Source organism: Halalkalibacterium halodurans (assembly GCF_004376175.1).
Lineage (GTDB): Bacteria > Bacillota > Bacilli > Bacillales > Bacillaceae_D > Halalkalibacterium > Halalkalibacterium halodurans.
The window spans coordinates 43,362-64,372 of the sequence record NZ_SNUY01000001.1 but is presented as its reverse complement, the minus strand read 5'-3'; the positions used below and the strand labels follow the sequence as shown (position 1 = coordinate 64,372).

19 protein-coding genes, 2 pseudogenes and 1 other annotated feature are annotated in these 21,011 nt (G+C 43.1%); of the genes and pseudogenes, 18 read left to right on the top strand and 3 right to left on the bottom strand.

Features of this window, described 5'->3' with window-relative positions; all coding sequences use genetic code 11:
* The 4 genes and pseudogenes from E2L07_RS21100 to E2L07_RS00305 all read left to right on the top strand — a co-directional run.
* A partial coding sequence (locus E2L07_RS21100; protein WP_243854873.1) for an IS3 family transposase occupies nt 1–379 on the top strand: 379 nt, incomplete at its 5' end.
* Nucleotides 380–554: 175 nt separating this feature from the next.
* A complete protein-coding gene (locus tag E2L07_RS00315; RefSeq protein WP_134228542.1) occupies nt 555–1,472 on the top strand; it encodes an MBL fold metallo-hydrolase in 918 nt (305 codons plus the stop codon).
* A gap of 190 nt (nt 1,473–1,662) precedes the next feature.
* Nucleotides 1,663–1,761, top strand: a pseudogene (locus E2L07_RS00310) (helix-turn-helix transcriptional regulator); the annotation flags it as partial.
* A gap of 43 nt (nt 1,762–1,804) precedes the next feature.
* Nucleotides 1,805–2,314, top strand: coding sequence for a DinB family protein (locus E2L07_RS00305; protein WP_134228541.1), 510 nt, complete (start codon nt 1,805–1,807; stop codon nt 2,312–2,314).
* An 18-nt stretch (nt 2,315–2,332) separates the two neighbouring features.
* On the opposite strand, the gene E2L07_RS00300 is transcribed toward E2L07_RS00305, so the two are convergent.
* The 3 genes from E2L07_RS00300 to sspI all read right to left on the bottom strand — a co-directional run bounded on the left by E2L07_RS00300 (nt 2,333) and on the right by sspI (nt 3,621).
* Nucleotides 2,333–3,007, bottom strand: a complete 675-nt coding sequence (locus tag E2L07_RS00300; protein ID WP_134228540.1) for a hypothetical protein — start codon at nt 3,005–3,007, stop codon at nt 2,333–2,335.
* Entirely contained in the window at nt 2,985–3,194 is a 210-nt protein-coding gene (locus tag E2L07_RS00295) for a hypothetical protein (protein WP_134228539.1), read from the bottom strand. The genes E2L07_RS00300 and E2L07_RS00295 overlap by 23 nt, the downstream gene beginning before the upstream one ends.
* A gap of 220 nt (nt 3,195–3,414) precedes the next feature.
* Entirely contained in the window at nt 3,415–3,621 is a 207-nt protein-coding gene (gene sspI, locus E2L07_RS00290; RefSeq protein WP_010899257.1) for a small acid-soluble spore protein SspI, read from the bottom strand.
* A gap of 115 nt (nt 3,622–3,736) precedes the next feature.
* Here sspI and E2L07_RS00285 point away from each other — a divergent pair, with 115 nt between their 5' ends.
* The 14 genes and pseudogenes from E2L07_RS00285 (at nt 3,737) to E2L07_RS00225 (ending at nt 20,996) form a co-directional block, all read left to right on the top strand.
* A complete protein-coding gene (locus tag E2L07_RS00285) occupies nt 3,737–4,492 on the top strand; it encodes a TrmH family RNA methyltransferase (protein WP_134228538.1) in 756 nt (251 codons plus the stop codon).
* Between the two features lie 61 nt (nt 4,493–4,553).
* Nucleotides 4,554–4,785 (top strand) — a binding site (T-box leader).
* A 135-nt stretch (nt 4,786–4,920) separates the two neighbouring features.
* Entirely contained in the window at nt 4,921–5,955 is a 1,035-nt protein-coding gene (pheS, locus tag E2L07_RS00280) for a phenylalanine--tRNA ligase subunit alpha (RefSeq protein ID WP_134228537.1), read from the top strand.
* 15 nt (nt 5,956–5,970) lie between these two features.
* Entirely contained in the window at nt 5,971–8,397 is a 2,427-nt protein-coding gene (gene pheT / locus E2L07_RS00275) for a phenylalanine--tRNA ligase subunit beta (RefSeq protein ID WP_134228536.1), read from the top strand.
* Between the two features lie 325 nt (nt 8,398–8,722).
* On the top strand, nt 8,723–9,487 hold the full coding sequence (locus tag E2L07_RS00270) for a YqcI/YcgG family protein (RefSeq protein ID WP_420897774.1): 765 nt from the start codon (nt 8,723–8,725) through the stop codon (nt 9,485–9,487).
* Nucleotides 9,484–10,125, top strand: coding sequence for a LysE family translocator (locus E2L07_RS00265; RefSeq protein WP_134228535.1), 642 nt, complete (start codon nt 9,484–9,486; stop codon nt 10,123–10,125). The genes E2L07_RS00270 and E2L07_RS00265 overlap by 4 nt, the downstream gene beginning before the upstream one ends.
* Before the next feature lie 115 nt (nt 10,126–10,240).
* Nucleotides 10,241–10,353: pseudogene (locus E2L07_RS21095) on the top strand (IS200/IS605 family transposase); the annotation flags it as partial.
* Nucleotides 10,354–10,682: 329 nt separating this feature from the next.
* On the top strand, nt 10,683–10,958 hold the full coding sequence (gene zapA, locus E2L07_RS00260; protein ID WP_010899253.1) for a cell division protein ZapA: 276 nt from the start codon (nt 10,683–10,685) through the stop codon (nt 10,956–10,958).
* Nucleotides 10,951–11,490 (top strand): CvpA family protein, encoded by a 540-nt coding sequence (locus tag E2L07_RS00255; RefSeq protein ID WP_010899252.1) that lies wholly within the window; start codon nt 10,951–10,953, stop codon nt 11,488–11,490. The genes zapA and E2L07_RS00255 overlap by 8 nt, the downstream gene beginning before the upstream one ends.
* Before the next feature lie 189 nt (nt 11,491–11,679).
* Nucleotides 11,680–13,395, top strand: a complete 1,716-nt coding sequence (gene polX, locus E2L07_RS00250; RefSeq protein ID WP_134228576.1) for a DNA polymerase/3'-5' exonuclease PolX — start codon at nt 11,680–11,682, stop codon at nt 13,393–13,395.
* Between the two features lie 23 nt (nt 13,396–13,418).
* Nucleotides 13,419–15,776: an endonuclease MutS2 gene (locus E2L07_RS00245; protein WP_010899250.1), complete on the top strand. Its 2,358-nt coding sequence runs from the start codon at nt 13,419–13,421 to the stop codon at nt 15,774–15,776.
* Nucleotides 15,777–15,800: 24 nt separating this feature from the next.
* A complete protein-coding gene (locus E2L07_RS00240; protein WP_010899249.1) occupies nt 15,801–16,208 on the top strand; it encodes a DUF350 domain-containing protein in 408 nt (135 codons plus the stop codon).
* Nucleotides 16,209–16,657: 449 nt separating this feature from the next.
* Nucleotides 16,658–18,358 (top strand): long-chain-fatty-acid--CoA ligase, encoded by a 1,701-nt coding sequence (locus E2L07_RS00235; RefSeq protein ID WP_134228534.1) that lies wholly within the window; start codon nt 16,658–16,660, stop codon nt 18,356–18,358.
* 271 nt (nt 18,359–18,629) lie between these two features.
* Nucleotides 18,630–20,324, top strand: coding sequence for an AMP-binding protein (locus tag E2L07_RS00230; RefSeq protein WP_134228533.1), 1,695 nt, complete (start codon nt 18,630–18,632; stop codon nt 20,322–20,324).
* Between the two features lie 84 nt (nt 20,325–20,408).
* Nucleotides 20,409–20,996: a TetR/AcrR family transcriptional regulator gene (locus tag E2L07_RS00225; RefSeq protein WP_243854871.1), complete on the top strand. Its 588-nt coding sequence runs from the start codon at nt 20,409–20,411 to the stop codon at nt 20,994–20,996.
* Nucleotides 20,997–21,011: the final 15 nt, after the last annotated feature.

The following is a 21,011-nucleotide window of genomic DNA, read 5'->3' as shown; positions in this document are numbered from 1 at the left end:
CTTGACGGTACCTGAAAGAAACGATCTTGATTTAGTCGTAGATACGTTGAAACAGTTAACAGGTAAGTCCTTTGCCAAGAATGCGCTCATTCATTCTGATCAAGGATTTCAATATACAACTAAGACTTATGAAAAGCAATTAGAGGGATTAGGCGTTCAAGGAAGCCACTCTCGCCGTGGCAATTGCTATGATAATGCTTGTATAGAAAGCTTCTTTTCACATTTGAAAGTGGAGAAGTTATATTTAATACGTCCAAAAACAGTTGAACAAGCTCAATGGGCGATTCAGGAGTATATCAACTACTATAACAACGGACGTTTTCAAGAGAAATTTAAAGGCCTTTCCCCGATTGAATACCGAGAAAAGGCCGCAGCTTAAGATACTCTTTTTTTCATTGTCTACTTGACAGGGTTATGTGCAGAGGTGCACTTTTTTTACGTTGATAAAAACTATAGAATATGGTCCTTTTCGTTTCCTATGTTTGATCAAGGGGTTTTACAATATACTAAACCTACTTATTCTTTAAGCATCGAATCATTAAGGAGGAGTCTCCTTGCCAAAGCGATATCAAAACCTTGATGAAGTTGGAACGAATAAAACGTTGGTAGAGATATGGAAATGTTTACGAGAACGATGGAGTAAATCAAAGGATTTGAGCATCCACATTCCGAGAGCCGATGAAAGAAACGTGGAGGAGCTTAAAAAGAACCGAACAAAAACGTCCTATACGTGGATCGGTCATTCGAGCTTTTTGCTGCAAATGAAAGGGTTGAATATTTTAACCGACCCCGTCTTTGCGAAATACTTAGGGTTTTCAAAGCGGTTGATTTCACCAGGATTGTCGATCGATGAGCTTCCTGAAATCGATATCGTCGTCATTTCCCACGGTCATTACGATCATCTTGAATTTTCAACATTGCGAAGATTAAAAGGAGAACCGACATATTACGTGCCTGCTGGGTTAAACTTATTGTTTCAGAAGAAAGGGTTGCACCGTGTCGAAGAGGCCAATTGGTGGGATACGTTTCAGCACCAAGACCTAACAATTCACTTCGTCCCTGCTCAGCATTGGACGCGGCGGAGCCTATTTGATACGAATACGTCCCATTGGGGAGGATGGGTGCTTGAATCGGACGAAGAAACGAACTATTTTGTGGGGGATACAGGATACTTTCGCGGGTTTCAAGAGATCGGGAAAAAATTTACGCTCGATACAGTGTTCATGCCGATCGGATCTTATGAGCCAGAGTGGTTTACATATGCTTCTCATATTAATCCAGAGGATGCAGTCAAAGCCTTCGTTGAATTACAAGCGAAAACGTTTGTGCCAATGCATTATGGCACGTATCGGCTCGCTGATGATACAGGACCAGAAGCGTTGGCGCGTTTATTGCATGAATGGAAAAGATGTCAACTACCTGAGCATCAGCTTTTTGTCATGAAAGTAGGAGAAACGGTGTTTAAGAGATAGGGGCGATTCTAGGGAGACGTTCATATCGGTCTTGTGAGGTTCAAATTACCCTATCTAATAGATTCTTCAATCACTGTTGAACAGACACACTGCTGAAAAAATAAATGCGGTTAGAGGATTTCACCACCTAAAGGGTGAAAGTAGAGTGGTCCACAGTTTTTTCATGAACTTGTAAAGCAGGTGACCATGTATGAAATTGGAACGGCTACTGTCCATGATTTACATGTTGCTGAATCATGAAGTGATTTCTGCTTCTGAATTAGCTCATAAGTACAATGTATCCTTTCGATAAGATGACAGTAGAAACAATAAATATTGAGGAGGACGTTATAATGAGCAATCATGCAAAAACTCTGTATCAATACAATGTGTGGGCTAATGGGCGAATCATGGAGCATTTACAAACGATATCACCTGAAAAATATGAACAGGAAATCAAGAGTGTTTTTCCTTCATTGGCAAAGGTCTGTTCTCATATTTATTTAGTTGAGTATTTATGGCTTGATATCCTTGAGGGGAAGGACATGGGGGTGGCCCTTGAAGAGGCTTTTCAGCTTCAGCATGAAACGGATGCCCTGCCCTTAGAGGAACTGGAAGCTGCTTATCGTACATTGTCGGAACGGTTCCTGTCCTTCTTGGAAAAAGAAGAAAATTTAGAACGAAGAATTTTATTGAACAATCCTTATGTGGGAGAACGTGAAACGAGCTTAGCGGAAATTGTCCTCCATGCAGCAAACCATGGAACGTACCATAGAGGAAACATATCTGCGATGCTGCATCAGCTAGGAGATGCTTCTGTCATGACTGATTTTGCATTTTACATGTATCAAGAGGATCTGTAAACATCTTAAATGAAACAGCTAGTCTAAATCGCTATCGCGTGAGACTGGCTTTTTTTTATGGGATAAAAATAAGGAAAAAGCGCCTTCACAAACGCCACCTTCCCCGTCACCTTTAATGACGAGTCGCTGGATTTCACTAACATCAAAGCGAACTTTTTGATCCTTTTCAATGATTTGACTGACTTTACGTTCGTGATCTACATGCACAATGGCTTTCATAGGACAGTCTGAATGATTTTCAATTTGAATCTGGGCGGATGGAAACGGATCTATGGCTCGAAAATAAACTTTCGCCGGCTCGGAGCAGTGCTGGACGATATGCCCTGAAATATGGGAAGTAGAAGAATCCATTGGCTTATTTGTGAAAACGGTAATCTTCTGCTGAAAGCTTACTGAGTCAAAAATGTTCATTGTCTCAATACACATTTTTTCCTTAAAAGGAGCAGAGCCTGTTTTAGAACCTAATAGAATTTTCCTTTGCTTCTCTGCATCTACAATGGTATCTATGTTGATGATCACTTTTATTTGTCCTTCTTTCTCATCTTCTTGAGGACAAAACAATGCTTCACAACGGCATTTGTTTACAGAAAATGTTAAAGGTACCTCTTCTGGAGCTGAAATAAGTAACTCTTTTGTCGCTGAAAAAGAGATCGGATTTGATGATAGTTGATTAGGCGACGACGACAAAACCACTAATCGTAATGGTCACCTGTTGAAGGAAAATCGTTTCGCCTGTTTGAAGTTTTGTTAGTTCGAGGAGCTGTTTTCGCCGCGAAACGATTTCTTTATAGTAAATAGCATTAGTTTTTAAGGGGTCAAGGCGCTGTCCCTTTTCATCGGATAAATAACAAGAAAGCTCTGAAGGGGCAAAGGGCGACATGATGATCACTCCGGTTCCAATACTCTCATAGCTGTAATGTTATGATGGTAGCTATCTTTATCTTATGGTATGTGACTCATTTGGTATCTGTGCCCACTCTTCGTGCGTGAGGTCTATTTCATCGTCAACATGGAGAGGATAGACGATGAGAGGAATGGTGCCCTGCTCTCTATAAATAAAAAGCCTCCCATGATATGCTTCATGGAGAGGCGAGAGCACGTTACTGTAAGCCTTGACTAATTTGTTCACACAACTGGTCTTTTTGCTGCTCGTTACAGTTTTTCCAATATACTTCGAATAAGACACCGAGACCTGGGAGCATTTTTTCTTCGCCACTTTGGATGGCGTCAACAATCGTTGCTTCAACCTCTTGTTCGTTACTTCCTTGAATGTTTGCCATGATTGCTTGACGTAAATTAAAATTCATTTTGATCACCTCAGCTTTATAAATGGTCGTTCGAGATTAGTATGTCTGATTGAGTCTGGATTATAACGAAAATATTGGGTAAGATGTGGACAAACGGATAAAAAAGGAGTATAGAATGAAACAAATCGATTCACCGAAAAATGAACTAGTCAAAAAATGGAAAAAATTACATACAAAAAAAGGACGGGATCAATCAGGACAGTTTCTGATCGAAGGATATCATCTTGTGGAGGAGGCATTAAAATCCACTATTATGATTGAGACGATTTTAGTGACTGAATCGGTGACTCTCCCGACCGCTTGGCATGTAGATGAGCGGGACGTTATCCTCGTCAGCGATCGGGTCATGGCTGATTTAACAGAAACGAAAACACCACAAGGGATCGCGGCCATTTGTCACATTCCAGATGAGCCTAGCTTTCAAGAGTTAGAAGGGATGTTTCTTTGCATTGATCACGTTCAAGATCCAGGTAATGTGGGAACGATGATTCGGACGTGCGATGCGGCAGGGATGTCGGCTGTCATTGTAAGTGAGGGGAGTGTTGACATTTACAACAGCAAAGTAGTTCGCGCTTCCCAAGGTTCGATTTTTCACTTACCGGTTATTAAAGGAGATCTTCACGGGTGGGTGGATCAATTTAAAGAAGCCGGAATCCCTGTTTTTGGAACAGCCTTAGAAGGAGGAAGCACTTACACAGCGATTGAGCCGCAAGCGCGATTTGCTTTGCTAGTGGGAAATGAAGGAGAAGGTGTTGAGCCAGAGCTATTGGATAAAGCTGATCAAAACTTGTACATCCCTCTTTACGGGAAGGCTGAGTCGTTAAACGTAGCGGTGGCAACAGGAATTCTCCTTTATTATTTGCGAGATTAGGCGCTAAATGGAGTTGCAACCTCAAGTGAATTTCACTATAATAGACACATCCAAATAGTATGAAAATGCGTGGAAAGAGAGTAGTAAGCTGAACCCTACCAACCAGGGACGAGATGCCAGCGACTGAAAGCACCTCGATGGAAAGGACAGCTGAATTCGCTCTGGAGCAGGCACTGGAACACAAGCGCAATAGCTTGTTAAGGTGATCCCGGCAACAGCCGTTATGGAAATGAAGAGGATGCACTCAGTTTGTGCATCAATTAGGGTGGTACCGCGAAACCTTCGTCCCTTGTTTGGGAACGAAGGTTTTTTTGCACTTGCAGGAAAGTTTAATTTCTATAAAGGATGAGCTGCCATCATTTAAACTTGGCCTTAACATTTGTTGCTTTAACCTAACATTCGATTGGTATTAAAGGAGGATATGGTACATGAGAGAACAATTAGAGGCGTTACGTGATGACGCGATCGAAAAAATTGAGCAGGCACAAGAGAAAAAAGTGGTGCAAGAGATTCGTGTCAAATACCTAGGAAAAAAAGGGCCCGTAACGGAAGTGCTACGCGGCATGGGGAAGCTTTCACCAGAAGAGCGTCCAGTTATTGGCCAATTGGCAAATGACGTTCGTGAAGCGATTGGAAAGGCGATTGAGTCCAAAATGGAAGCTTTGGAGCAAGCGGAGATTCACCGTAAGCTTCAAGAGGAGACAATCGATGTCACCTTACCAGGTCGCCCAATATTAAAAGGGGGGGCCCATCCGTTAACTGCGACGATCACAGAAGTGGAAGACTTATTCATCGGACTTGGCTTCTCTGTTGCGGAAGGGCCACAAATTGAAACCGATTATTATAACTTTGAGGCGTTAAATTTACCGAAGGATCACCCGGCCCGTGATATGCAAGACTCCTTCTATTTTACGGATGAATTGCTGCTTCGTACACAAACGTCCCCTGTTCAAGCGAGAACAATGGAAAAATATAAAGGGAAAGGGCCGATTAAAATCATTTGTCCCGGGAAAGTGTTTCGCCGCGATGACGATGATGCGACACACTCTCACCAATTCATGCAAATCGAAGGTCTTTACGTCGACCATGGGGTACGTATGAGTGATTTAAAAGGAGTGCTCCAAGCCTTTGCTAAATCATTCTTCGGGGAAGAACGCTCCATTCGTCTGCGCCCAAGTTTTTTCCCGTTCACTGAGCCGTCTGTTGAAGTGGACGTCTCTTGCGGAATTTGCCACGGGGACGGGTGCCGCGTCTGTAAGCAAACAGGTTGGATTGAAATTTTAGGCGCTGGGATGGTTCATCCGCGCGTCCTTGAAATGAGTGGCTTTAATCCGAATGAATATAGTGGTTTTGCATTTGGCATGGGAGTTGAGCGACTTGCCATGCTGAAATACGGTATCGATGATATTCGCCACTTCTATACAAATGATCGCCGGTTCTTGGCACAATTCAAGCGAGTGTAAGGGGGAAATTCAAACATGTTAGTATCCTATCAATGGTTAAAGCAATACGTCGATCTTGACGGTATTTCCGCAGAGGAAGTAGCGGAAAAGCTGACGCGCGGGGGGATTGAGGTTGACATCATTCATGACTTAAATCAAGGAGCAACAGGGGTGGTCGTCGGCCATGTCCTTGAATGTCGCCAGCACCCAAATGCAGATAAATTGAACCTATGTCAAGTAGAGATTGGGGAAGAAGAGCCTGTACAAATTGTGTGCGGTGCGCCAAACGTCGCAGCGGGTCAAAAGGTGGCTGTCGCCAAGGTTGGAGCTGTTCTCCCGGGTAATTTTAAAATTAAAAAAGCAAAGCTTCGCGGTGAGCTATCCCAAGGGATGATTTGTTCATTGCAGGAGCTTGGCGTAGAAAATAAATTTGTGCAAAAAGAATTCGCTGACGGGATCTATGTTTTTTCAGACGACGTTGAAATCGGGAGCGACGCTTTGGAAGCTCTCAATCGCTATGACCAAGTACTTGAGTTGGACTTGACGCCGAATCGTTCCGACTGTTTAAACATGTACGGAGTGGCCTATGAAGTGGCGGCGCTTTTTGACAAAGAGGTTCATTGGCCAACTGCCGAAAGTAGTGGAACTGATGGTCAAGCAAGCGATTATGTATCGGTTGAAATTGACGACATTGAGAAGAATCCATATTATGGGGCAACGATTATTAAAAATGTGAAAGTCGGACCATCGCCATTATGGCTGCAAAATCGTCTCATTGCTGCTGGCATTCGTCCGATTAGCAACGTCGTCGATGTAACAAACTATGTTCTCCTTGAATACGGTCAGCCGCTTCATGCGTTTGACTACGATCGCTTAGGATCAAACAAAGTGGTCACTCGCCTTGCAAAAGAAGGAGAGAAAATGGTTACTCTAGATGATATAGAACGGACGTTACAAGCAGACCACCTGCTCATTACAAATGGACGTGATCCTGTGGCCATTGCTGGTGTCATGGGGGGAGCTACATCTGAGGTGCAGGAAGATACTACAACGGTACTCCTTGAAGCGGCTTATTTTGATCCGGCTACGGTGCGGAAAGCCTCTCGGGATCTGGGACTACGGAGTGATTCAAGCTCACGGTTTGAAAAGGGGGTTGATCCGAAACGGGTGAGGGAAGCAGCGGCAAGAGCGGCCACACTCATCGCGGAAGTAGCTGGAGGCACCGTTGTTGGTGGTGTCGTCGAAGCTGGCGAGCTTGCGATTGAAGAACCAGTCGTTTCTTTGAATCTTCCCCACATGAATCAACGTCTTGGTATGGAACTTTCTCACGATGAAGTGGCAGCGATTTTTGACAGACTCGGTTTTGCTTATACGGTTGAAAACGATACGTTCGAAGTAACAGCCCCGTCGAGACGAGGCGATATTCGAATCGAGGAAGATTTATTTGAGGAAGTGGCCCGTTTATATGGCTATGACAACATCCCGACAACGTTCCCGGTAGGAGGAACAACTCGTGGTGGTTTAACGGACTATCAACAGAAGCGTCGAAAAATTCGCCGGTATTTAGAAGGGGCAGGCTTATTTGAAGTGATGACGTATTCATTAACGAGTGAAGAAAAGGCAAAGGGACTTCAAGGGGAAAATGAAGATTACTTACCGATTCGTGTAGCCATGCCGATGAGTGAAGAGCGAAGCACCATGCGAACGAGCTTAGTGCCACATTTGCTTGATGTGGTGCAATACAACTTGAACCGAAAGCAAGAAGCGTTGTTTATTTACGAGCTCGGATCTGTGTTTTTAAGCAAGGAAGAAACGTTAACAAAACAGCCAGAGGAACGAGAAATGCTTGCAGGTGCATTGACTGGGCTTTGGACGGAGCATTTATGGCAAGGAGAGAAAAAAGCCGTCGACTTCTTTGTCGTAAAAGGCATTCTTGAAGGAATGTTCGCAGAGTTAGGCTTATCAGAAAAGGTGACGTTTGAACGTGGGGAGCAGCCAGGGATGCATCCAGGGCGAACGGCAAACGTAAAAGTAAATGGTAGAGCCGTTGGTTTTGCCGGTCAGATTCATCCTGAGCGACAAAGCGAGTTAGACTTAAAAGAAACGTACGTGTTCCAATTAGATGTAGAATCCCTGTTGGCAGAGGAAGGGACTGAGGTCGCCTATGAACCACTTCCTCGCTTCCCAGCGATCTCGCGTGATATCGCCCTTGTCGTTGATGAGAACGTAACAGCGGCCCAATTGCAGCAAGTGATTGAGGCGAACGGCGGCGAATGGCTAAAACATGTTTATCTGTTTGATCTTTATGAAGGAGAGCATATGGAAGTTGGGAAGAAATCCATTGCCTTCTCTCTCACCTACTTTGATCCGGAGCGCACATTAACGGATGAAGAGGTCACAGCGGTTCACGAGCAAATTTTAAAAGAGCTCGAAGCATCAACTGGAGCTGTTTTACGTGGATAATCATTGAGAAGGAGTCAGCCTCATTGCAGGCTGGCTTTTTTTGAAAGAATGGATACTAAATGATGAGACAAAATCGTGTTAGTCCTTTGATATATGGTATAATTTAGTAATAAAAAAGAGAAACCTAATAATATCAAGTCAGCAATTGTTTTATACAGCAACCTTCAAATTGCACACCCTCTCCCTTGATGCTGTGAACAGATCTAAATATTAGATCCTCTTACTTTGATTAATAATTATAAATGATTATGAATTATGATATTGAATAAAATTTAAATTAAAGATATAATATGGATTAATTAACAATATTAATCATATATAGGAGTTGATTGTTTTGTTGAAAGTTGGCTGTTTGTTAGATCAAGAAAAATTGGCTGACTGTATTGGGAATGGGGAATTAGAAGAATGGATGGTAAGAACATATTATGATTTTAGACGTTCTTTGCTAGATGTAACTGAGCCATATCCGTGTTATTTTGCTGTTGAAGCGGAAAAAAATGGACTTATACGTTATATTTTTGCAGAGTCAGCTTATGATGAAAAAGAGTTACATAGGGTAAAAAATGCGGTTTATGAATATATAAAAAGTTATAGATCTATTGGAAAACGTACAACACTTGTATTATTTTTCAAACCCATAGAAGGTGGAGTTTCAGAAGACTATAAAAAACAGTTCTGGAATGTAATCAATTTTTTAAATGTCAATGATCCAAGTGTCTGGCCTCCAGATATACCAAACGATCCAAACGATCCTAAATGGGAGTTTTGTTTTGCAGGCGAACCCATTTTTTTAGTTTGTCGTGAACCTTTCTATAATGATCGAAAAAGTCGTTATACACCTTATGGGTTAGAAATAACGATGCAACCCAGGGGTACTTTAGATGATATAACAGGAGATACAGCAAAGGGTAGAAAAGTAAGAGAAGTAATTCGCGAGAGATTAAAAAAGTATGATAAGATTGCTAGTCATCCCGATATCGGAGATTACGGCGACCCTGATAGCAGAGAGTGGAAACAATATGTGTTACCTGAAACAAATGAGGAAAGTGTAATGAGATGTCCAATAACAGGGAGAAAAAATAATCAATGAATCTACTAAGCTATATTGTATTAGGCCTAGCTCTTTCTATACCCGTTGGGCCAATTAATGTTGAAATGATCAAAAGGGGAATCAAAAGTGGGTTCTGGCATTCCTGGGCGGTAGGACTCGGTGGAATGTCGGCCGACGTTGTTTTAATGATCCTAATTTATATAGGAATCTCAAGCTTTCTTACGGCTCCATTAGCTCAATTTATCTTATGGGTTTTTGGATTCGCTATTTTAAGCTATCTAGGCTATGAAAGTATTAGAGATGCATTTAAAAATGTCATCATTTCAGACGGAATCCAATCAGTAAGCAAGTGGCGTTGTTTCTTATCTGGATTTTTAATTGCTATTTCTAATCCATTAAATATAGTTTTCTGGGTTGGAATTTATGGTTCGGTTTTAACCACCACTTTAACGAATGTACATTCAAGTTACGCATTGCTTTATAGTAGTTTTATTTTTATTGGAATCGCGTTGTGGGATTTAACGGTTGCCACATCTGTCCATTTCGGACGGAAATTTTTGAATCAGAAATTTATCAAATGGCTTTCGATTGGGGCGGGCCTAGTCCTAATCGGATTTGGGATCAGCTTTGCTTTCCAAGCAGTGACAGTTATATTCCAACTCATGAGCAGTGGCTAAGAAAAGGGCTAAGCGAAAGTTAAGAGTCGCTTAGCCTGTTTTTGTTGGTTTTGAAAGGTCTGGCTACCAGGGGCTCCAGAAAGCTTTTAGCATGGTAAAAAAATCCTCGCTTCATGGTAAGATCAAGAAAAGTATTGGACAAATCATTAGGGAATTGTGTGAACGAAAAGGTGGACCATACACGAAGCCAATGTGGATTTTGACCGTATCTATATGTTGATAAGTATTTCGCTATGATCCTTTCAATTTTGCTATGCTACGCCAACATTTGACAAAAAACTTTGCTTTTATAATGACTTGCTACCAAAAAATCCTTTAAACGTGCCGATATAAAACCTAAGGGAAGGGTGCTACGATTCATGACGAAGGGCCCATCCATTCTATAACATTATCAAAAAATGTCAAATCGCAAAAAAAAGGGGGCAAGAAGCTTGAAGCGACAAAGTTCTAAGGAATTTGTCACCTTTTTACAATGTCTGTTTTCATCCATAGCGCTTCGTGTTATGATAGAATGTAGATTTATTGATAGTGTGATTTGACGAATAGGAGGCTTTTCGGTGAAAGAGAGACAAAGAGAAAAGCAGCGTACCACCGTCTCGATTTATGGACAGCAGTATACGGTTGCTGGCTATGATAGTCCCGAATACATGAAAGAAGTGGCCGCTGAAATTGATGCAAAAATGCGTGAACTACGGAAGGTTAATCCGTACTTAGATACAACGAGACTAGCCGTATTAACGGCCGTAAATGTGATGGATGATTTAAAAAAATTGGAAGAGTACATTCGTTATTTAGAACAGCAGAGATTAACAGGAGACGAAAAAAATGCTTAGTGTGATTTTATTGTTTATTTTGCTATGTAGCTTTTTTATCGGAAAGCGGAGGGGATTGATTTTACAGCTCGTACATCTCCTCGGCTTCGTTGCTGCGTTTTTTGTAGCTTACAAATACTATGCTCCAGTTGCTACCTACATTCGTTTATGGATTCCATACCCTCAATTTTCACCAGACAGCCCTGTGACGATGTTGATTGAAGCGTTTAACTTTGAAAATGTCTATTATTCTGGAATTGCGTTTGCCCTTCTTTTCATTGGAACAAAGATATTATTGCACATCGTCGGCTCGATGCTTGACTTTTTAACCCATTTGCCGATATTGCGCTCGGTTAACGGGTGGCTCGGGGGCATTCTCGGATTTGTTGAAGTGTATTTAATTATGTTTGTTCTCCTCTATGTTGGTGCATTGCTGCCGATCGAGACGGTGCAAACTCATTTAAACCAGTCGTTAGTCGCACAGTTTATCATGAACCATACACCATTTTTATCTGAGTTTATTCGCAACTTGTGGATTAACAACCCAATGTAATTGGAATAGGACTTCTCTTTACGACAAAGAGAAGTTTTTTTGCACTTTAAGAAACACAACGGTTTTCACCATAGGAATTAGCCCTAACCGAGTTTTTCTAAATAAAAACTCGGATAAGTACGGAGAGCAACGTTTGATTTTGATAGGGCAAACTCGGTATCATGGAGGAGGAAAGAAAGGACGATGACGATGAACAAAAAAGATGTGATTCGCACACTCGAACGAATCGCCATTTATATGGAACTTAAAGGGGAAAACCCGTTTAAAATATCCGCCTATCGAAAAGCGGCTCTTGCACTCGAACAAGATGAACGAACATTGGATGAGATCGAGGATCCGGCTACGTTAAAAGGAATCGGAAAAGGAACGGCCGAAGTGATTCTCGACTTAAAAGAGACTGGGGAATCCTCGCTTATGCACGAATTAAAAGAAAGCGTTCCAGCTGGCCTAATCCCGCTTCTCCAGCTTCCGAGTTTGGGTGGCAAAAAAATCGCCAAACTTTATCAAGAGCTAGGGGTGATTGATCTTGCTACATTAAAGGAGGCATGTGAGCAAGGAAACGTTCGCGAATTAGCCGGATTTGGGAAGAAGTCTGAAGAAAAAATTTTAGCCGCGATTGCCGAATTATCGAACAAGCCTGAACGGTTTCCTATTGCCTTTGTCCTCCCAATTGCAGTGGAGATTGAAGCGCAGCTCAAGGAAATGGACAGCATCCATCGCTTTTCACGTGCTGGGAGCTTGCGGCGGATGAGAGAGACGGTAAAAGATTTAGATTACATCATTTCCACGGATGATCCAGAAGCCGTGCGGGAACAGCTGCTACAGCTAAAGCACATGGGCAAAACGATTGCGAGTGGTGATACAAAGGTATCGGTTGAACTGAAATATGACTATCCTATTTCCGTTGATTTCCGTCTCGTTAAGGACGAAGCCTTTGCGACGACGCTCCATCATTTTACCGGATCTAAGGAGCACAACGTGAAGATGCGGCAATTGGCGAAAGCCCGTGGAGAAAAAATTAGCGAGTACGGGGTGGAGAACACGGAGACAGGGGACGTAAAAACCTTTGCCGATGAATCGGCGTTTTTTAAACATTTTGGATTAACGTACATCCCGCCAGAAGCCCGCGAAGATCAAGGAGAGGTGGAGCTGTTTAAAGAGGCTCATGCTCTTGTCACCCTTGAAGACATTCGCGCAGACCTTCACATGCATACGACATGGAGCGATGGGGCTCATTCGATTGAGGAAATGGCCGAAGCCGCTCGACAACGAGGGTATGAATATATTGCGATCACCGATCATTCGAAATTTTTGCGGGTGGCAAATGGCTTATCGGAGGAACGTTTAAAAGAACAACACGCAAAAATTCGTAAACTAAATGAGCGATATGATGATTTTACGATTTTCACTGGGATTGAAATGGACATTTTGCCAGATGGCACCCTCGATTATGAGGATCCCATATTGGCAGAAGTAGATTTCGTCATTGCTTCCATTCATTCGTCCTTTTCCCAGCCCCGTGAAAAAATTATGGACCGACTGAAGACAGCCCTTGTGAATCATCACGTTGATCTCATTGCCCACCCAACTGGGAGACTGATCGGCCGGCGGGAAGGTTATGATGTTGATGTGGACATGCTGATCGAGCTTGCGAAAGAGACGAACACAGCCCTCGAATTAAACGCTAATCCAAATCGGTTGGATTTGAATTCTGAGGCGCTTAAAAAAGCACAAGAGCAAGGCGTTGTTATGGCTATTAATACGGATTCACATACAAAAGAAACGTTTTCTTATATGGAGTACGGTGTTGGGGTTGCCAGAAAAGGTCTTATTCGTCCAGAAACGGTCATCAACACATGGCCCCTTGAACGATTTTGCGCCTTTTTACGACGGCACCAGCCATAGGTGTACTTGAAAGGAGTAGCAACATGGAGCGTGTATTACGCGTATTAGAATATGAAAAAATGAAAAAGCAATTGCTGGAGCATGTTTCTTCTAGCCTTGGTCGGAAAAAGGTTGAACAATTAACACCGTCAACCGATTTTAATAAAGTAAAGCTCTGGCAGGCACAGACTCAAGAAGGCGCCAACATGCTACGGCTTAAAGGACATGTTCCTCTCGGTGGGATTTTTGACATTAAACCTCACCTTAAACGAGCAAAGATCGGTGGCCTACTGCATGCCTCAGAACTACTGGAGGTAGCGAGCACGATTTATGGCGGCCGGCAGTTAAAAAAATTCATCGAGACGATGATTGAGGAGGAGGAGGCCGACCTTCCCTTGCTTGGGGAGTTTGCTCGGCAAATCGTCCCACTTACGGATTTGGAACGAGCGATCAAGCAATGTATTGATGATAATGGACACGTTCTAGACTCGGCTAGTCCAACGCTGCGAACATTGCGTCATCAAATCCGTAGTTTCGAGGCCAATGTCCGCTCAAAGCTCGAGGGGATTACACGCTCCTCTAATACAGCTAAAATGCTATCCGATGCCATTGTGACGATTCGCAATGATCGCTACGTGATTCCAGTGAAACAGGAGTATCGCGGGGCATTTGGTGGGATCGTCCACGATCAATCGGCGTCAGGTGCCACATTGTTTGTTGAGCCTCAGGCGGTTGTCGAGATCAACAACCAGCTTAGGGAAGCGAAGGCAAAGGAGCAGCGAGAAATCGAGCGGATTTTATCCGAGTTATCCATGCAAGTGTCGGAGCACGTGGACGATCTGTTCGTCAATGTAGACGTTCTTGCTGAGTTGGATTTTATTATGGCACGGGCACACTATGGGAAGGCGATTCGCGCCACACAGCCCATTTTGAATAACCGAGGCTACTTGCTCATCAAGCAAGGGAGACACCCGCTCATCCCTGATGACGAAATTGTCCCAATCGATATAGAGCTCGGGCATTCTTACTCCTCCCTTGTCATTACCGGACCCAATACCGGGGGAAAGACGGTTACGCTCAAAACAATCGGACTGTTAACCCTCATGGCTCAATCTGGATTGCACGTACCGGCGGAGGAAGAATCGGAGCTTGCAGTTTTTAAACATGTGTTTGCCGATATAGGGGACGAGCAGTCGATTGAACAAAGCTTGTCCACGTTTTCCTCACACATGACGAACATCGTTGACATTTTAGGGAAGGTAGATCATGAAAGCTTAGTGCTCTTCGATGAACTTGGTGCGGGAACGGATCCGACAGAAGGAGCGGCACTCGCAATCGCTATCCTTGATGACGTGTACCGCCGCGGGGCACGTATTGTTGCCACTACCCATTATAGTGAGCTAAAAGGGTACGCCTATAATCGAGAAGGGGTCATGAACGCTAGTGTAGAATTTGACGTTGAAACGCTTTCTCCAACCTATCGTTTGCTGATTGGGGTTCCTGGGCGAAGCAATGCGTTTGCCATTTCAAAACGACTAGGATTAGAAGAGAAAATTATCGAGCAGGCGAAGGCACATATTGATGAGGATGCAAGCCAAGTGGAAAGCATGATCGCTTCTCTCGAACAAAGTCAAAAATCAGCAGAAAGCGACTGGGAAGAGGCCGAGAAAGCTTTACAGGAGGCAGAACAGCTCCGACTCGATCTTCAGAAAAAATTAGATGATCTTGAAAAGGAAAAAGAGCGAATTTTAGCTGAAGCAGAACAGCAAGCCGAGCAAGCGGTGAAAGATGCGAAAGAGGAAGCCGAAGTCATCATCTCCGAGCTCCGTGATTTGCAAAAGCAAGGAGTCTCAGTGAAGGAGCACCAAATCATCGATGCGAAAAAGCATTTGGAGGAGGCTGCGCCAAAGCTGACAAAACAGCAGAAAAAAGTGAAACGAACAGCAGAGAAGAAACGAGAATTCAAACCAGGTGACGAAGTAAAAGTGCTTAGCTTCGGCCAAAAAGGTCATATCGTGGAAAAAGTGAGTGAAGCAGAATATCAAGTGCAAATGGGGATCATGAAGATGAAGGTGGAGGCAAGTGATCTTCAACTTATTGATCGACCACAGCCTGTCGAGACGAAACCATTAGCAACGATAAGAGGAAGTGATCACCACGTCAAGCCTGAGCTTGACCTTCGCGGGGAGCGTTACGAAGAAGCGATGCTCAAGGTGGAAAAATATTTAGATGACGCGTTGTTAGCAGGATACGCATCAGTCTCCATCATTCACGGAAAAGGTACAGGTGCGTTACGAAAAGGTGTGAAGGACCTCCTGAAGCGTCATCCTCATGTCAAATCAGCAAGGGATGGCGGGGCAAATGAAGGCGGGCTCGGGAATACCGTCGTCGAATTGCGATGATCGACGAGAAAAGAGGCGAGAGGATTGGAAGGATTATTTGAACATGAGATTGTGCGGGTGGCCGGAGCATATAGCGTTGCCGTACTCGCCCTCATCGTGTTTTTAGCCATTTTTGAATCGGTTACAAAATATAAAAACTGGGAAGAGATTAAACGGGGAAACGTGGCAGTGGCGATGGCAACTGGTGGAAAAATTTTTGGCGTGGCCAACATCTTTCGCCATTCGATAGAGCAAGCAGATACGTTACTCGTTATGCTTAGCTGGGGCACTGTAGGTTTTTTGCTTCTACTCCTTGGGTATTTTATGTTTGAGTTTTTGACCCCAAGCTTTAAAGTAGATGAAGAGATCAAAAATGGAAACAAGGCCGTCGGATTCATTGCAATGGTGCTTTCTGTCGGGCTATCGTATGTTATCGGAGCTAGCTTAGGTTAAGAGGGGAGCGAACAAACGGTGGAGTTACTAATGAAAATCCTCTATGCTTGCTGTGCGGCGTTTTTTATTGCAGGTGTCATCTATATGATCTTTTTTGCTGTATAATGAGCGGTGCTACTTTTGAAAAAGAGTCATATCAGCTCCAATTATGTAATAACAGTTAGAAAGAACGCTCTTTTGATCGATCAAAAGAGCGTTCTTCTCATGATTTAAGTATTAGGTAAATGACCTTCTCGAAGGATCTTTTTGATGATTCAACGATTTTTTCGATAGTAGATCCGGTTTTTCGTACGTTCAATTGTCCTAGGCCGCCTAAAAAAAGGACCTTCGAAACGAAAAGTAATGGAAATTGAAAAAATTGATTCAAAATTGTAAGCGATTACAATACAATAGAAGGAGAGGAGACTGACACATAGGGAAGGAGATTAGGAATTAAGGAGGAGGAGACAATGACAATTGATCGAGTTTGGTTGAAGAGTTATCCGAAGGAAGTTCCCCATTCTATTGACTATGAGGAAAGGACGTTGCAATCGTATTTAAAGCAAGCAGCAGAGGAGTTCCCGTCACATATTGCCGTTCAGTTTCTCGGAAAGGAAATGACCTATCGTGAGCTGTATGAACAAGCAAAGCAATTTGGCAATCAGCTAAAAACGCTAGGTATCTCAAAAGGGGATCGAGTGGCGATCATGCTAGCCAACAGTCCCCAATCGATTATTAGTTACTACGGAGCGTTAATGATCGGGGCCGTCGTTGTGCAAACAAACCCCTTGTATGTTGAGCGAGAACTGGAACATCAATTAGTTGATTCAGGAGCAAAAGTCATTGTCTGTTTGGATCTCGTGTTCCCAAGAGTGTCAAAAGTAAGAAAAGCAACCCAATTAGAGTATGTCATTGTCACAAGTATTAAAGATTATTTACCATTTCCGAAAAACGTCCTTTATCCATTTGTCCAAAAAAAGCAAACAGGAATGAAAATTGACATTACGTATAATGAAAATACCCTTTCGTTTAAAAAGTTCCTCCAAGGAGGAGTGACGACGGAGCCATCTGAGGATGTCTCACCAACAGATGATTTGGCCCTGCTCCAATATACGGGAGGAACCACAGGACCAGCGAAAGGGGTTATGCTAACCCATGCCAATTTAGTCGCCAACACGATTCAAGGGCTCCATTGGATGTATAAATCGAAGCGTGCAGAAGAAGTCATACTCTGCGTCCTGCCGTTTTTCCATGTGTATGGGATGTCCGCTGGTATGAACTTAGCGATCATGAATGCGTATAAAATGGTGATTTTACCGAAATTTAACCCGAAGGACGTTCTCAAAGCAATTGAAAAGCATAAAGTCACTTTATTTCCAGGGGCACCGACGATGTATGTAGGATTAATTAACGATCCATCCATACAGGACTATAATTTAACATCTATTGAAGCTTGTATTAGTGGCGCTGCCCCGCTTCCACTTGAAGTGCAGCAAAAATTTGAACAGTTGACTGGAGGGAAGCTAGTAGAAGGGTATGGGCTGACGGAAACGTCCCCTGTAGCGATTGCGACACCGATTTGGGGGAAACGAAAGCAACGAAGCATCGGCATCCCGTGGCCAGATACAGATGTTATGATCATTTCTGCGGAAACGGGTGAGCCTGCAGATGTCAACGAAGTAGGCGAGCTTGCCGTTCGTGGTCCACAAGTAATGAAAGGCTATTGGAACAGACCAGAAGAGACGGCCCAAGTGTTTAAAGATGACTGGTTTTTAACAGGCGATATGGGGTATATGGACGAAGATGGTTACTTTTACATTGTCGATCGGAAAAAAGATATGATCATTGCTGGCGGCTTCAACATTTACCCTAGGGAAATTGAAGAAATTTTATATGAGCATGATGCCATTAAAGAAGCGGTTGTGATCGGTGCACCAGATGCTTATCGCGGAGAGACGGTGAAAGCATTTATCGTCTTAAAAGAAGGGAGATCGGTCTCAGAAGAAGAATTAGATGCATTTTGTCGGAAACATTTAGCGGCATACAAAGTGCCACGACTTTATGAGTTTCGTGAAGAGCTACCAAAAACCTTCGTCGGGAAAATATTACGTCGCGTCTTAGTCGAAGAGGAAAAGAAAAAGGCAGAGCAACAAAAGGTGAGCAACGAATAAAGTGACCTTTCAGCCAGTGGGCTTTGGGAGTTTCGGTCTGCATCCAGCTTCTCTAAGCATAGCCTTACTGATTACTCAAATCCCTAAAGTTTTGTAGCGGTTAAACAGATAAATGAAACTGAAAAAGAAAGGTGCGGAGTGCAGCATCTTTCTTTTTCTATATGAAAATAAAAAAATTTCAGTAAAACTATTTAAAAATGAATCATTATTCATTAGAATGGAGAAAGAGAGGAATGCTAGAAAGAGAGGGGTTGGATAAGGAGGAATCGGCTTGGTTGATGTAGAGAACCGAGAATGGTTTAACGCGTACCCGAAGGAAGTTCCCCATACGATCGACTATCCGAATCAGACGCTGCATGATTTAATAAAGGAGGCAGCGACAACATACCCTCATCACGTAGCGCTACATTTTTTAGGAAAAACGATGACGTATCAGTTGTTTTATGAGCAGGTCCAACGTTTTGCCGCTAATTTGCAACAACTAGGATTACAAAAGGGCGAGCGTGTCTCCATTATGTTGCCGAATTGCCCGCAAGCTGTGATCGCCTACTATGGAGTATTGGTAGCCGGTGGGGTTGTTGTGCAAACGAATCCGCTCTATGTGGAACGGGAGTTGAATCATCAGCTGATCGATTCTGGTGCCCGTTTTATCGTTTGTTTAGATGTCCTTTATCCACGGGTCATAAAGTCGAGAGAGGGAGCACCACTTGAGCACATAATTGTAACCGCTATCAAGGATTATTTGCCATTTCCGAAAAATATGATTTATCCGTTTATCCAAAAGCCGAAGCCAAAAGGAAAAATTGGCTATGGTAGCCATGTTCATCGTTTCGTTCCAATGGCACAATCAGGCTCAACTAATCCAACCTCTGTCCCAATTGATCCGAAGGAAGATTTAGCTTTACTACAATATACTGGAGGAACGACAGGGGTTGCCAAGGGTGTAATGCTCACCCACTACAATTTAGTAGCCAATACGATTCAGTGCCGAAAATGGATGTACAAATGGCGCGATGGGGAAGAGCGAACGTTAGCTGTATTGCCATTCTTCCATGTGTATGGCATGACAACGTCGATGAACTTGACATTGATGACAGGATCAGAGCTTCATATTGTTCCTCGATTTGACCCATTACAAGTGTTAAAAATGATTGATAAAAAGAAGATTACGATGTTCCCAGGAGCGCCAACGATGTATATCGCGCTCATTAACCACCCAGACCTGAAGAAATACGATCTTTCCTCCATTGAGGCCTGTATCAGTGGGTCTTCTTCTCTCCCAGCAGAGGTTCAACAAACGTTCGAACAGCTTACAGGAGGTCGCCTTGTGGAAGGATACGGCTTAACGGAAGCATCGCCAGTAACCAACTGCAATCTCGTATGGGGAGAGCGAAAGGACCAAAGCATTGGTGTCCCATGGCCGGATACAGACGTGCACATTCGCTCATTAGAAACCGGCGAAAGCTTACCATCAGGTGAAATCGGTGAGGTTGTCGTTAGGGGCCCGCAGGTAATGAAAGGATATTGGAATCGACCAGAAGAAACGAACGCAACCTTGCAAAACGGCTGGCTTTATACAGGCGATATGGGATATAAAGATGAAGAAGGGTATTTTTATATTGTTGACCGGAAAAAAGATATGATTATTGCCGGCGGCTTTAACATTTATCCACGGGAAGTAGAGGAGGTTCTGTACGCTCACGCCAAAGTGCAAGAAGCGGTAGTCATAGGCGTTCCAGATGAATATCGGGGGGAGACTGTTAAAGCATTTATTGTCGTCAAAGAAGGAGAAAGCGTCTCAGAAAAAGAATTAAACGACTATTGCAGAACCCATCTTGCCGCATATAAAGTCCCGCGGAAATATGAGTTTCGAGATGATCTACCAAAAACGATGGTCGGAAAAGTATTAAAACGAGTCCTTATTGAAGAGGAAACGAAAAAACAAGGGATAAAACAATCAAGTTAAAGAAGGGGCGTTGACAGATTCCAGGTCATCGATTAAAATAAGAATCATGAATGAATACTCATTCATTCTGAAAGGAAGATGACTGTGGGAAAGAAAAAAGGACCAAAATATGACCAAATAATCGATGCGGCAGTACAAGTCATTGCCGAGCATGGCTACCATCAAGCACAAGTATCAAAAATCGCAAAAGTAGCCGGAGTAGCTGATGGCACGATTTACCTTTATTTCAACAATAAAGAAGATGTTCTCATTTCATTGTTTCAAGAAAAAATGGGAAGGTTCGTTGATAAAATTCGTTCGCAAATGAACGAAGCCACAGATGTAGAAGAAAAGTTAAAAATCCTTGTAAACATGCACTTTAAACAGCTTGCCGCTGATCATAAATTAGCCATTGTCACCCAATTGGAGCTCCGTCAATCAAATACAGAGCTTCGTTTAAAAATAAATGAAGTTCTAAAGGGTTACTTAAACCTTCTCGATGAGCTATTAATGGAAGGAAAAGAGAAGGGCTACTTTTTCCAAGAGTTAGACACTCGTCTTGCCCGCCAAATGATCTTTGGCACACTTGACGAAGTCGTCACAAACTGGGTGATGAAAGATTGCAAATATGATTTAACCGCATTAGTGAAACCTGTTCATCAACTTTTGTTAAGTGGGTTGCGCCATCGTTGAAAAGGGAGTGATAGA

Excerpts from the sequence above, each read along its gene's own strand:
- E2L07_RS00305 (WP_134228541.1), top strand. The coding sequence starts at position 1,805 with ATGAGCAATCATGCAAAAACTCTGTATCAATACAATGTGTGGGCTAAT.
- E2L07_RS00295 (WP_134228539.1), bottom strand. The coding sequence starts at position 3,194 with ATGTCGCCCTTTGCCCCTTCAGAGCTTTCTTGTTATTTATCCGATGAA.
- sspI (WP_010899257.1), bottom strand. The coding sequence starts at position 3,621 with ATGAATTTTAATTTACGTCAAGCAATCATGGCAAACATTCAAGGAAGT.
- E2L07_RS00285 (WP_134228538.1), top strand. The coding sequence starts at position 3,737 with ATGAAACAAATCGATTCACCGAAAAATGAACTAGTCAAAAAATGGAAA.
- pheS (WP_134228537.1), top strand. The coding sequence starts at position 4,921 with ATGAGAGAACAATTAGAGGCGTTACGTGATGACGCGATCGAAAAAATT.
- pheT (WP_134228536.1), top strand. The coding sequence starts at position 5,971 with ATGTTAGTATCCTATCAATGGTTAAAGCAATACGTCGATCTTGACGGT.
- E2L07_RS00265 (WP_134228535.1), top strand. The coding sequence starts at position 9,484 with ATGAATCTACTAAGCTATATTGTATTAGGCCTAGCTCTTTCTATACCC.
- E2L07_RS00255 (WP_010899252.1), top strand. The coding sequence starts at position 10,951 with ATGCTTAGTGTGATTTTATTGTTTATTTTGCTATGTAGCTTTTTTATC.
- polX (WP_134228576.1), top strand. The coding sequence starts at position 11,680 with ATGAACAAAAAAGATGTGATTCGCACACTCGAACGAATCGCCATTTAT.
- E2L07_RS00245 (WP_010899250.1), top strand. The coding sequence starts at position 13,419 with ATGGAGCGTGTATTACGCGTATTAGAATATGAAAAAATGAAAAAGCAA.
- E2L07_RS00235 (WP_134228534.1), top strand. The coding sequence starts at position 16,658 with ATGACAATTGATCGAGTTTGGTTGAAGAGTTATCCGAAGGAAGTTCCC.